General features: G+C 68.9%; 10 protein-coding genes and 1 pseudogene. 8 read left to right on the forward strand and 3 right to left on the reverse strand.

All coding sequences use genetic code 11. The features are described from left to right. The first annotated feature begins 29 nt into the window (after positions 1-29). From nuoH to nuoN, 7 genes are read left to right on the forward strand one after another with little or no spacing between them, the layout of a single operon-like run. Positions 30-1,403, forward strand: coding sequence for an NADH-quinone oxidoreductase subunit NuoH (gene nuoH / locus ACH4RC_RS30220; protein ID WP_398206711.1), 1,374 nt, complete (start codon positions 30-32; stop codon positions 1,401-1,403). Then, positions 1,396-2,043 carry an NADH-quinone oxidoreductase subunit NuoI gene (gene nuoI, locus ACH4RC_RS30225; RefSeq protein WP_398206554.1) on the forward strand — a complete coding sequence of 216 codons (648 nt, stop codon included), beginning with the start codon at positions 1,396-1,398 and terminating at the stop codon, positions 2,041-2,043. Before nuoH ends, nuoI begins: the two co-directional genes overlap by 8 nt. Then, positions 2,043-2,855 carry an NADH-quinone oxidoreductase subunit J gene (locus ACH4RC_RS30230; protein WP_398206555.1) on the forward strand — a complete coding sequence of 271 codons (813 nt, stop codon included), beginning with the start codon at positions 2,043-2,045 and terminating at the stop codon, positions 2,853-2,855. The genes nuoI and ACH4RC_RS30230 overlap by 1 nt, the downstream gene beginning before the upstream one ends. Then, positions 2,852-3,151: an NADH-quinone oxidoreductase subunit NuoK gene (gene nuoK / locus ACH4RC_RS30235; RefSeq protein WP_003974374.1), complete on the forward strand. Its 300-nt coding sequence runs from the start codon at positions 2,852-2,854 to the stop codon at positions 3,149-3,151. The genes ACH4RC_RS30230 and nuoK overlap by 4 nt, the downstream gene beginning before the upstream one ends. 15 nt (positions 3,152-3,166) lie before the next feature. Continuing rightward, positions 3,167-5,119 (forward strand): NADH-quinone oxidoreductase subunit L, encoded by a 1,953-nt coding sequence (gene nuoL, locus ACH4RC_RS30240; protein ID WP_398206557.1) that lies wholly within the window; start codon positions 3,167-3,169, stop codon positions 5,117-5,119. A gap of 5 nt (positions 5,120-5,124) precedes the next feature. Further along, positions 5,125-6,720, forward strand: coding sequence for an NADH-quinone oxidoreductase subunit M (locus ACH4RC_RS30245; protein WP_398206558.1), 1,596 nt, complete (start codon positions 5,125-5,127; stop codon positions 6,718-6,720). Beyond that, entirely contained in the window at positions 6,717-8,366 is a 1,650-nt protein-coding gene (gene nuoN / locus ACH4RC_RS30250; RefSeq protein ID WP_398206560.1) for an NADH-quinone oxidoreductase subunit NuoN, read from the forward strand. The genes ACH4RC_RS30245 and nuoN overlap by 4 nt, the downstream gene beginning before the upstream one ends. A 76-nt stretch (positions 8,367-8,442) precedes the next feature. On the opposite strand, the gene ACH4RC_RS30255 is transcribed toward nuoN, so the two are convergent. Then, positions 8,443-9,048: a Uma2 family endonuclease gene (locus tag ACH4RC_RS30255; protein ID WP_398206561.1), complete on the reverse strand. Its 606-nt coding sequence runs from the start codon at positions 9,046-9,048 to the stop codon at positions 8,443-8,445. A gap of 199 nt (positions 9,049-9,247) precedes the next feature. Here ACH4RC_RS30255 and recQ point away from each other — a divergent pair, with 199 nt between their 5' ends. Further along, positions 9,248-11,209 carry a DNA helicase RecQ gene (recQ, locus tag ACH4RC_RS30260; RefSeq protein WP_398206562.1) on the forward strand — a complete coding sequence of 654 codons (1,962 nt, stop codon included), beginning with the start codon at positions 9,248-9,250 and terminating at the stop codon, positions 11,207-11,209. Positions 11,210-11,272: 63 nt separating this feature from the next. Here recQ and ACH4RC_RS30265 read toward each other — a convergent pair whose 3' ends face one another. Beyond that, positions 11,273-11,539 carry a HEAT repeat domain-containing protein gene (locus ACH4RC_RS30265; protein ID WP_398206712.1) on the reverse strand — a complete coding sequence of 89 codons (267 nt, stop codon included), beginning with the start codon at positions 11,537-11,539 and terminating at the stop codon, positions 11,273-11,275. Then, a pseudogene (locus ACH4RC_RS30270) lies at positions 11,531-11,749 on the reverse strand (FAD-binding protein); the annotation flags it as partial. The pseudogene ACH4RC_RS30270 and the gene ACH4RC_RS30265, both read right to left, overlap by 9 nt. Positions 11,750-11,762 lie beyond the last annotated feature (13 nt).

Consider the following 11,762-nt stretch of genomic DNA (forward strand, 5'->3'; position numbering starts at 1 on the left):
TGAGCTCCACGGCATTGAGCCCCACGGCATTGAGCCCGCTGGCCGCCGAGGACCTGTCGATGTTCGGCACCGACCCGTGGTGGCTGGTCGTCGTCAAGGCGGTGTTCTGCTTCGCCTTCCTGATGGTGACCGTGCTGTTCTCCATCGTGTGGGAGCGCAAGGTCGTCGCCTGGATGCAGCTGCGCATCGGCCCCAACCGGCACGGCCCCTGGGGCATGCTCCAGTCGCTCGCCGACGGCATCAAGCTGATGCTCAAGGAAGACCTGATCGTCAAGCGCGCGGACAAGGTGGTCTACGTCCTCGCGCCGGTCGTCGCCGCGATCCCCGCGTTCATGGCGATCGCCGTCATCCCGTTCGGCCCGTCGGGCAACGAGGTCTCGATCTTCGGCCACCGTACGGCGATGCAACTCACCGACCTGCCGATCGCGATGCTCTACATCCTCGCGGTCGCCTCCGTCGGCATCTACGGCATCGTCCTCGCCGGCTGGTCCTCCGGATCGACGTACCCGCTCCTCGGCGGCCTGCGCTCCTGCGCGCAGATGATCTCCTACGAGATCGCGATGGGCGCCGCGTTCGCCTCGGTGTTCCTGTACTCGGGCTCGATGTCGACCTCGGAGATCGTCGCCCAGCAGCACGACCGCTGGTACATCGTGCTGCTCCCGGTCTCGTTCCTGATCTACATCGTGACGATGGTCGGCGAGACCAACCGCGCCCCGTTCGACATGCCGGAGTCCGAGGGCGACCTCGTCGGCGGCTTCAACACCGAGTACTCGTCGATCAAGTTCGCGATGTTCATGCTCGCCGAGTACGTGAACATGGTGACGGTCTCCGCGGTCTCCGTCACGCTCTTCCTGGGCGGCTGGCGCGCACCGTGGCCGGTCTCCACGTTCTGGGAGGGCGCGAACCACGGCTGGTGGCCGCTCCTCTGGTTCGTCGTCAAGGTGCAGCTGCTGCTGTTCTTCTTCATCTGGCTGCGCGGCACGCTGCCGCGCGTGCGCTACGACCAGCTGATGAAGCTCGGCTGGAAGGTCCTCATCCCGGTCTCCGTGGTGTGGCTGATGCTCGTCGCCACGGTGCGGACCCTGCACAACGAGAACTACGACTTCGCCGACATCGCCCTCTACATCGGCGGCGCCATCCTCGTGATCCTGCTGCTCTCGTTCGCCGTGGACATCTTCCGCGACCGGGGCGAGAAGCAGCGCGCCGAGGCCGAGGAGCCGGTCGCGTTCGACCCGATGGCGGGCGGCTTCCCGGTGCCTCCGCTGCCCGGACAGACCCTGCCACCCGTGCCGCGCCGACGCCCGCGCCGGGAGCGCGAGTTGATTGTCAGTGGTGGGCCCGATACTGCGAGTGACGAAACACTCGGCGGATCTCGCGACGGAAAGGAGGCGTCCGATGGCTGACGAGAACGAGAACGAGAAGGACACCACGCCCGGGTTCATGAACCCGGTGGCCGGCTTCGGCGTGACCTTCAAGGCCATGTTCAAGAAGCGGCTGACCGAGCAGTACCCGGAGCAGAAGAAGACCACCGCTCCCCGCTTCCACGGCAGGCACCAGCTCAACCGCCATCCGGACGGCCTGGAGAAGTGCGTCGGCTGCGAGCTGTGCGCGTGGGCCTGCCCGGCGGACGCCATCTACGTGGAGGGCGCGGACAACACCGAGGAGGAGCGCTACTCCCCGGGCGAGCGGTACGGCCGCGTCTACCAGATCAACTACGCCCGCTGCATCCTGTGCGGCCTGTGCATCGAGGCGTGCCCCACGCGCGCGCTGACGATGACGAACGAGTTCGAGCTGGCCGACAGCAGCCGCGCCAACCTCATCTACACCAAGGAGCAGCTGCTCGCCGGGCTCGAGGAGGGCATGGTCGAATCGCCGCACTCGATCTTCCCCGGCACGGACGAGCAGGACTACTACCGGGGCCTGGTCACCGAGGCCGCGCCCGGCACCGAGCGCCAGGTCGCCGTCAGCAAGGGCGAGACGCCCCAGGAGGCGGCCAGTACGTTCGGTGAGGGCGAGCCCGCGTCGGAGCAGGTGATCCGGTGATGACCCAGCTCGCCGCCGCCTACTCGACCTCCACCGGTGAGGCCTTCCAGTTCTGGGTCCTCGGCACGGTCGCCGTCATCGGCGCGCTGTGCACGATCCTGATGAAGAAGGCCGTGCACAGCGCCCTGTGCCTCGCCGGAACCATGATCATCCTCGCGGTCTTCTATCTGGCCAACGGGGCGTACTTCCTGGGCATCGTGCAGATCGTCGTCTACACCGGCGCGATCATGATGCTGTTCCTCTTCGTCGTCATGCTCGTCGGTGTCACCGCCGCGGACTCCCTCAAGGAGACCGTCAAGGGACAGCGCTGGCTGGCCGCCCTGTGCGGGCTCGGCTTCGGCATCCTGCTCATTGCGGGCATCGCGAACGCGTCGCTGTCGCACTTCAACGGCGTCGGCAAGGCGAACGCGGGCGGGAACGTGGAGGGCCTCGCGGCCCTCATCTTCACCAAGTACGTCTTCGCCTTCGAGATCACCGGCGCCCTGCTGATCACCGCCGCGGTCGGCGCGATGGTGCTCACGCACCGCGAGCGCACCGAGCGGGCCAAGACCCAGCGGGAGCTGGCCGAACAGCGCGTCCGCGAGGGCAAGCACCTGCCGCCGCTGCCCGCCCCCGGCGTCTACGCCCGGCACAACGCGGTGGACATCGCGGGCCTGCTGCCCGACGGCACCCCGTCCGAGCTCACCGTCATGAGGACGCTGCGCGACCGCGGCCAGGTCCGCGACGTCTCGGGCGAGGCGCTCAGCGATCTCAAGGCCCTGGAGCAGCGCTCGGCCGACCGCCTCGAGCGTTCAGAGGAGGCGTCGAAGTGAACCCCGTCAACTACCTCTACCTCGCCGCCCTGTTGTTCACGATCGGCGCCACCGGCGTGCTCATCAGGCGGAACGCGATCGTCGTGTTCATGTGCATCGAGCTGATGCTGAACGCGTGCAATCTCGCCTTCGTCGCGTTCTCCCGGATGCACGGCAATCTCGACGGCCAGATCATCGCCTTCTTCACGATGGTCGTCGCCGCCGCGGAGGTCGTGGTCGGCCTCGCGATCATCGTGTCGCTGTTCCGTTCCCGCCACTCGGCCTCGGTCGACGACGCCAGCCTGATGAAGCTGTAAGGGGCCGCGAACCACATGAACGCAGAGAACCTGATCGCGCTGCTCGTAGCGGCGCCCCTGCTCGGAGCGGCCGTCCTGCTGTGCGGCGGCCGGGCCCTCGACCGGGTGGGCCACCTGCTCGGCACGGTGCTCGCGGCCGTCTCCTTCGTGATCGCCGCCATCCTCTTCACCGACATGCTCGGCAAGGGCGCGGAGGAGCGCACCTTCCACCAGCACCTGTTCAGCTGGATCCCCGTCGAGGGGTTCCAGGCGGACGTCGCCTTCCAGCTCGACCAGTTGTCCATGACGTTCGTCCTGCTGATCTCCGGTGTGGGCACGCTGATCCACATCTACTCGATCGGCTACATGGAGCACGACGAGCGGCGCCGCCGCTTCTTCGGCTACCTGAACCTGTTCGTCGCGGCGATGCTGCTCCTCGTCATCGCCGACAACTACCTGCTGCTGTACGTCGGCTGGGAGGGCGTGGGCCTCGCCTCGTACCTCCTCATCGGCTTCTGGCAGCACAAGCCGAGCGCGGCGACCGCCGCGAAGAAGGCGTTCCTGGTCAACCGCGTCGGCGACATGGGCCTGTCCATCGCGATCATGCTGATGTTCACGACCTTCGGCACGTTCGCCTTCGGTCCTGTGCTCGGCAGCGCCGGTGACACCTCCGAGGGCAAGCTCACCGCGATCGGCCTGATGCTGCTGCTCGCCGCGTGCGGCAAGTCGGCGCAGGTCCCGCTCCAGTCCTGGCTCGGGGACGCGATGGAGGGCCCGACCCCGGTCTCGGCCCTCATCCACGCCGCGACCATGGTGACCGCGGGCGTGTACCTGATCGTCCGCTCCGGGGCGCTGTTCAATGCCGCGCCGGACGCCCAGTTGGTCGTCACCATCGTCGGCGCGGTCACGCTGCTGTTCGGTGCGATCGTCGGTTGCGCGAAGGACGACATCAAGAAGGCCCTCGCGGGCTCGACGATGTCGCAGATCGGCTACATGATCCTCGCCGCGGGCCTCGGCCCCGTCGGCTACGTCTTCGCGATCATGCACCTGGTGACGCACGGCTTCTTCAAGGCCGGGCTCTTCCTCGGCGCCGGATCGGTCATGCACGGCATGAACGACGAGGTCGACATGAGGAAGTACGGCGGCCTCAGGAAGTACATGCCGGTCACCTTCGTGACGTTCGGCCTCGGCTACCTCGCCATCATCGGCTTCCCGGGCCTGTCCGGCTTCTTCTCCAAGGACAAGATCATCGAGGCGGCCTTCGCCAAGGGCGGCACCGAGGGCTGGATCCTCGGCTCCGTCGCCCTGCTCGGCGCCGCCATCACCGCGTTCTACATGACCCGGGTGATGATCATGACGTTCTTCGGCGAGGAGCGCTGGAAGAACCGGGCGACCGCCTCGCCGGAGCAGCCCAGCGCCGAGCCCGCCGCCGAGACGCGCGGTGCCCACGACGAGCCGCACCCGCACGAGTCGCCCTCGTCCATGACGATCCCGATGATCCTGCTGGCTGTCGGTTCGGTCTTCGCGGGCGGCTTCTTCTCGATCGGCGACCGCTTCCTCGGCTGGCTGGAGCCGGTCACCGGACACAGCCACGGGCACGCGCCGATCAGCGCGGGCGTCGTCACCGGCGCCACCATGGTGTGCCTGGTCATCGGCGTCGGCATCGCCTGGCTCCAGTACGGGCGCCGGGAGGTCCCCGCGGTCGCCCCGCGCGGCTCGCTGCTCACCCGGGCGGCCCGCCGCGACCTGCTCCAGGACGACTTCAACCACGTAGTCCTCGTCCGCGGCGGCGAGCACCTCACGCGCTCGCTCGTCTACGTCGACCACACCCTGGTCGACGGGGTGGTCAACGGGACGGCGGCGTCGGTGGGCGGTCTCTCCGGCCGGCTGCGCAAGCTCCAGAACGGCTACGTGCGCTCGTACGCCGTCTCGATGTTCGGCGGTGCGGCGGTCATCACCGCCGTGACCCTGCTGATGAGGGCGGTCTGATACCGATGTCCTTTCCTCTGCTGACAGCGACGGCGGTGCTCCCGGCCGTGGGCGCGATCGCCACGGCCGCCGTGCCGGCGAAACAGCGCACCGCGGCCAAGTGGCTCGCCCTGCTCGTCTCGGTCGGGACGCTCGTCCTCGCGGCGATCGTCGCGGTCCGGTTCGACCCGGACGGTGGCCGCTACCAACTCACCGAATCGCACGCGTGGATCGCCGACTTCGGCGTCCGCTACGAACTGGGCGTGGACGGCATCGGGGTCGCGCTCGTGGCCCTGACCGCGCTGCTGATCCCGTTCGTGATCCTCGCGGGGTGGCACGACGCGGACCCGCAGGAGACGGGGGCCGAGTCCCGGAGCGTCGCCGCGGGCCGGTGGCGGCCGACGCAGGGCTTCTTCGCCCTGATCCTGCTGGTCGAGGCGATGGTGATCATCTCCTTCGAGGCCACGGACGTCTTTCTCTTCTACATCTTCTTCGAAGCCATGCTCATCCCGATGTACTTCCTCATCGGCGGCTTCGGCGACCGCGCGGGCCCGCACGGCGAGAAGGAGGCGGCGACCCAGCGCTCGTACGCGGCCGTGAAGTTCCTCCTCTACAACCTCGTCGGCGGCCTCATCATGCTGGCGGCCGTCATCGGCCTCTACGTGGTCGCGGGGAACTTCTCGCTCCAGGAGATCGCCGAGGCGCGGGCCAACGGTTCGCTCGACATGGCGACCAACACCGAACGCTGGCTCTTCCTCGGCTTCTTCTTCGCCTTCGCGGTGAAGGCCCCGCTGTGGCCGCTGCACACCTGGCTGCCGAACGCGATGGGCGAGGCCACGGCCCCGGTCGCCGTGCTGATCACGGCGGTGGTCGACAAGGTCGGCACGTTCGCGATGCTCCGCTTCTGCCTCCAGCTCTTCCCCGAGGCGAGCAAGTGGGCGACGCCGGTCATCCTGGTGCTCGCCCTCATCAGCATCATCTACGGAGCACTGCTCGCGGTCGGCCAGCGCGACATCAAGCGCCTGGTGGCGTACGCGTCGATCTCGCACTTCGGCTTCATCATCATGGGCATCTTCGCGATGACCAGCCAGGGCCAGTCGGGCGCGACGCTCTACATGGTCAACCACGGCATCTCGACGGCGGCGCTGATGCTCGTCGCCGGGTTCCTGATCTCGCGGCGCGGTTCGCGGCTCATCGCGGACTACGGCGGTGTGCAGAAGGTCGCCCCGGTGCTCGCCGGCACGTTCCTGATCGGCGGACTCGCGACGCTCTCGCTGCCGGGCCTCGCCCCGTTCGTGAGCGAATTCCTCGTCCTGGTCGGCACGTTCTCGCGCTACCCGGTCATCGGCATCATCGCCACCGTCGGCATCGTCCTGGCCGCGCTCTACACGCTGGTGCTCTACCAGCGCACCATGACCGGCCCCGTGAAGCCGTCGACCGAGTCCATCGCGGACCTGCGAGCACGCGAGCTGGCGGTGGTCGTCCCGCTGATCGCCGTACTGATCTTCCTCGGTGTCTACCCGAAGCCGCTCACCGAGCTGGTGAACCCGGCGGTCGAGCACACCATGTCCGACGTCCAGAAGAAGGACCCGAAGCCGGAAGTGGAGGCGGCCCACAAGTGAGCGCTTCAGCCGTCCACAGCCTGTGGACAACCGCCGCCGATCCGATCTCCAAGATCGACGCACCGAAGATCGAATACGGGCAATTGTCCCCGACCTTGATCGTCATCGGTGCCGCCGTCCTGGGGGTCCTGGTCGAGGCGTTCGTGCCCCGCAAGTCCCGTTACTACGTGCAGGTGTTCCTGTCGGTCGTCGCGCTCGCCGCCGCCTTCGCCGCGGTCGTGGCGCTCGCGGCCGGCGGCTACGGCACGACGAAGGCGCACATCGCGGCCATGGGCGCGATCGCCGTCGACGGCCCGGCCCTCTTCCTGCAAGGCACGATCCTGCTCGCGGGGATCGTCGCGGTCTTCACCTTCGCCGAGCGGCGGCTCGACCCGGAGGCGCACGGCAACCGCGTCGACTCCTTCGCCGCGCAGGCCGCCTCCGTACCCGGCAGCGACAGCGAGAAGGCCGCGGTCAAGGCCGGGTTCACGACCACCGAGGTCTTCCCGCTCGTGCTCTTCGCGATCGGCGGCATGCTGGTCTTCCCCGCGGCGAACGACCTCCTGACGCTCTTCATCGCCCTGGAGGTCTTCTCCCTCCCGCTGTACCTGCTGTGCGCCGTGGCCCGCCGCAAGCGGCTCATGTCGCAGGAGGCAGCCGTCAAGTACTTCCTGCTCGGCGCCTTCGCCTCGGCCTTCACCCTGTTCGGCATCGCGCTCCTGTACGGCTACGCGGGCTCCGTCTCGTACGCCACCATCGCGAGCGTCGCCGACGGCTCGGTGACGGACATCGACCCGGCGCTCGCCGACACCATGGGCAATGACGCGCTGCTGCTCATCGGCATGGCGCTGGTCGTCATGGGCCTGCTGTTCAAGGTCGGCGCCGTGCCCTTCCACATGTGGACGCCGGACGTCTACCAGGGCGCCCCGACCCCGGTCACCGGCTTCATGGCGGCGGCCACGAAGGTCGCCGCGTTCGGCGCGCTCCTCCGCCTGCTCTACGTCGTCCTGCCCGGACTGCGCTGGGACTGGCGGCCGGTCATGTGGGCCGTCGCCATCGTCACGATGCTGGGCGGCGCGATCGTCGCGATCACGCAGACCGACATCAAGCGGCTTCTGGCGTACTCGTCGATCGCGCACGCCGGGTTCATCCTCGCGGGCGTCATCGCGACCACCCCGGACGGCGTCTCGTCGGTCCTCTTCTACCTGGGCGCGTACTCCTTCGTCACCATCGGCGCCTTCGCCGTGGTGACGCTGGTGCGCGACGCGGGCGGCGAGGCGACGCACCTGTCGAAGTGGGCGGGGCTCGGCCGCCGCTCCCCGCTGGTCGCGGCCGTCTTCGCGATCTTCCTGCTCGCCTTCGCCGGTATCCCGCTGACCTCCGGGTTCGCGGGCAAGTTCGCCGTGTTCAAGGCGGCGGCGGAGGGCGGGGCGGGCGCGCTCGTCGTGGTCGGCGTGGTGTCGTCGGCGATCGCCGCGTTCTTCTACATCCGGGTGATCGTCGTCATGTTCTTCAGCGAGCCGAAGGCGGACGGTCCGACCGTGGCCGTGCCGTCGCCGCTGACCATGACGACGATCGCGGTGGGTGTGGCGGTCACGGTCGTGCTCGGCCTGGCGCCGCAGTACTTCCTCGACCTGGCGGGCCAGGCGGGGGTCTTCGTGCGGTAGCGCTCCGCTGAGCGTGCGAGAGCCCGGCCTCTGGACGGGGGCCGGGCTCACGGCTGTCCGGGACGGGAGCGAGCCCTCAGGTGCTCCTGCCGTGACGCGCCTTGATCGCGGCGAGGTCCAGGTCGACGGTGAAGGGGGCGTCCACCTTCATGCGCTCACGGAAGATGCCGACACTCACATACGCACCGGTGGTCGGCTCCAGCTCGAAGGCGTGGACGACGGCCTTGCCGTTCTCGTTCTCCACACGCCAGTAATGCTGGATCTTGGCGCGGGCGTATTTCAGGGGCTTGGTCTCGCGGTCGCGGGAGACGGAGTCGGGGGAGACGACCTCGATGGCCAGGATCACGGCTTCGGCGGGAAAACGGGTCTGGTTCGGGTCCTCGACGACGTCTTCCCTGACGACGACCACGTCCGGCTCGGGGCGATTCTGGCGGTCGATGTCGATGGTGAACTCGCGATAGACCTCGAAACCCTCAGGCGCTACGGACTGCAGCTGCCACTTGCAGTAGTCGACCGTACGCTCGTGAAAGATGGCTTGCGGACTCACGAAGACCAGACTCCCGTCGATCAGCTCCGTATGCGGAGGAAGATTCGGAAGCCGATCCAGGTCATCGGCGGTGTAGCCGCCCTCGGGCGGCATCGGCCAGGTCGGCGTGCGGGACGCCTTTGGTTCGATGCTCATCAGTGCTCCCATGGGACGGAGTCTCGCCGGAGTCTTCAGGCTAACCGGCAGTAATGATCCCGTCTCATACGGACGTGTGAACGACGTCGCGGTTGTGACGAAGTTATCCACAGGCGTTGCTGTGGATAACTCACGGGCTGTCGGTCCGGACCCCTATCGTTGCCAGGGAAGTCGAGAGCAGCAGGACGGGACTGGGGATATGAGCGAGATGACCGAGAGCGAGGCGCTGGCCACGCTCCACCGCGTCTTCGGGTACGACGCGTTCCGCGGCGAGCAGGAAGCGGTCATCGAGCACGTGGTGAGCGGCGGGGACGCCGTCGTCCTCATGCCGACAGGTGGCGGCAAGTCGCTGTGCTATCAGATCCCGGCGCTGGTGAGACCAGGCACGGGCATCGTCGTCTCGCCGCTGATCGCGCTCATGCAGGACCAGGTGGACGCGCTCAGGGCGCTCGGTGTGCGCGCGGGCTTCATGAACTCCACGCAGGACTTCGACGAGCGGCGCACCGTCGAGGCCGAGTTCCTCGCGGGCGAGCTGGACCTGCTCTACCTCGCGCCCGAGCGGCTGCGGCTCGACGCCACGCTCAATCTGCTCTCCCGGGGCAAGATCTCCGTCTTCGCCATCGACGAGGCGCACTGCGTCGCCCAGTGGGGCCACGACTTCCGCCCGGACTATCTGGCCCTCGAGGTGCTCGGCCAGCGCTGGCCCGACGTGCCGCGCATCGCCCTGACGGCGACGGCGACGCATGCCACGCACCAGGAGATCACCCATCGCCTGGGCATGCCCGACGCCAAGCACTTCGTCGCCAGCTTCGACCGGCCCAACATCCAGTACCGGATCGTCGGCAAGGCCGACCCCAAGAAGCAGCTGCTCTCCTTCCTCAAGCAGGAGCACGAGGGCGACGCGGGCATCGTGTACTGCCTGTCGCGCAAGTCGGTGGAGGCGACCGCCGAGTTCCTCAGCAGGAACGGGATCGAGGCCGTGCCGTACCACGCGGGCCTCGACGCGGGCACGCGCCAGGCGCACCAGTCCCGGTTCCTGCGCGAGGAGGGCCTGGTCGTCTGCGCGACCATCGCGTTCGGCATGGGCATCGACAAGCCGGACGTCCGGTTCGTCGCCCACCTGGACCTGCCGAAGTCCGTCGAGGGCTACTACCAGGAGACGGGCCGCGCCGGGCGTGACGGGATGCCGTCGACGGCGTGGATGGCGTACGGGCTCCAGGACGTCGTCCAGCAGCGCAAGCTGATCAACATGGGGGAGGGCGGCGAGGCGTTCCGGCGCCGTGCCTCCGCCCACCTCGATTCGATGCTGGCGCTCTGCGAGACGGCTCAGTGCCGCAGGTCCCAGCTGCTCCAGTACTTCGGTCAGGACCCCCAGTCAGGCGCCTGCGGCAATTGCGACACGTGCCTGACCCCGCCCGAGACGTGGGACGGCACGGTCGCCGCGCAGAAGATCCTCTCCACGGTGGTGCGGCTCGACCGGGAGCGGAGGCAGAAGTTCGGCGCGGGCCAGATCATCGACATCCTGCTCGGCAAGCGCAGCGCGAAGGTCATCCAGTTCGACCACGACCAGCTCTCCGTCTTCGGCATCGGTGACGAGCTGACCGAGGTCGAATGGCGGGGCGTGGTCCGGCAGTTGCTGGCTCAGGGCCTCATCGCCGTCGAGGGCGAGTTCGGGACGCTGGTCCTCACCGAGGAGAGCGGGAGCGTGCTCGGCGGGCAGCGCGAGGTGCGGCTGCGCAAGGAGCCCAAGAAGACGGCGGCGCCGCGCGCCACGGCCCGTGAGCGCAAGGCGAAGACGCCCGCCGCCGACCTGCCCGAGGAGCTGCTGCCGGTCTTCGAGGCGCTGCGGTCCTGGCGCGGCGCGCAGGCGAAGGAGAACGGGGTTCCGGCGTACGTCATCTTCCATGACGCGACGCTCAAGGAGATCGCGGTCCAACGCCCCGCGTCGCTCTCCCAGTTGGGCACCATCGGCGGGGTCGGAGAGAAGAAGCTGACTACGTGGGGCGCGGGGGTGCTGGAGGTCCTGGCCGGACTGGACGGCGGTGGCCCTGCGCCGGGCCCGGCCGCGGCCGCGGGCGCGGCGGAGCAAGAGCCGGACGTGGACCTCGGGCCCGAGCCGGACTTCGGACCCGAGCCCGAGCCCGAGGAGATCGACTGGTGAGCGGGGTCGTGGTCGTGACACGGGGCAGGGTCCGGTCCAGCGGTGCCGCGCCCCGCGTACGTCTCAGACGGTGCGGGTCGCGTAGGCCCTGACGTCCGCGTCCGCGTCCGCGTCCGAGTCCTTGGCCGCCGTCGCCAGGGCCGTGCGGGCCGGGGGTGCGGTCGGGGCGTGACGGCGCAGGGCGAGGACGGCCGCTTTACGGACGTCGGCGTTGGTGTCCGTCAGGGCTTCGGCCAACGCCTCGATCACGGGGGCGGAGCCCGTGGCGCCGCCGAGGGCCGTGGCCGAGCCCGCGCGCACCTGCCACGCCGGGTCGGTGAGGCACTCGATGCCGGTGAGGGCGGCGCCCGCGTGGTAGGCCATGGCGTAGCCGTCACCGGCGTTGGTGGGGTTCTCGTAGGTGCCGTAGAGGTAGCCGCTGGCGGGCAGGCCGAGGCGGCCACAGGCGCCCGTCGCGAGGATCACGGCGCCCGCGCGCACCGTGACGAACCGGCCGGTGCGGGTGTGGAAGCCGGCCGCGCCGACCGCGCGGCCGTCGGCGACGGTGGTCGCC

The sequence above is a fragment of the Streptomyces sp. NPDC016845 genome, assembly GCF_044332585.1.
Classification (GTDB): Bacteria; Actinomycetota; Actinomycetes; order Streptomycetales; family Streptomycetaceae; genus Streptomyces.

What these genes read in the sequence shown, in the direction of transcription:
- nuoI (WP_398206554.1), top strand. Translation starts at nt 1,396, where the DNA reads ATGGCTGACGAGAACGAGAACGAGAAGGACACCACGCCCGGGTTCATG.
- ACH4RC_RS30230 (WP_398206555.1), top strand. Translation starts at nt 2,043, where the DNA reads ATGACCCAGCTCGCCGCCGCCTACTCGACCTCCACCGGTGAGGCCTTC.
- nuoL (WP_398206557.1), top strand. Translation starts at nt 3,167, where the DNA reads ATGAACGCAGAGAACCTGATCGCGCTGCTCGTAGCGGCGCCCCTGCTC.
- ACH4RC_RS30245 (WP_398206558.1), top strand. Translation starts at nt 5,125, where the DNA reads ATGTCCTTTCCTCTGCTGACAGCGACGGCGGTGCTCCCGGCCGTGGGC.
- ACH4RC_RS30255 (WP_398206561.1), bottom strand. Translation starts at nt 9,048, where the DNA reads ATGAGCATCGAACCAAAGGCGTCCCGCACGCCGACCTGGCCGATGCCG.
- recQ (WP_398206562.1), top strand. Translation starts at nt 9,248, where the DNA reads ATGAGCGAGATGACCGAGAGCGAGGCGCTGGCCACGCTCCACCGCGTC.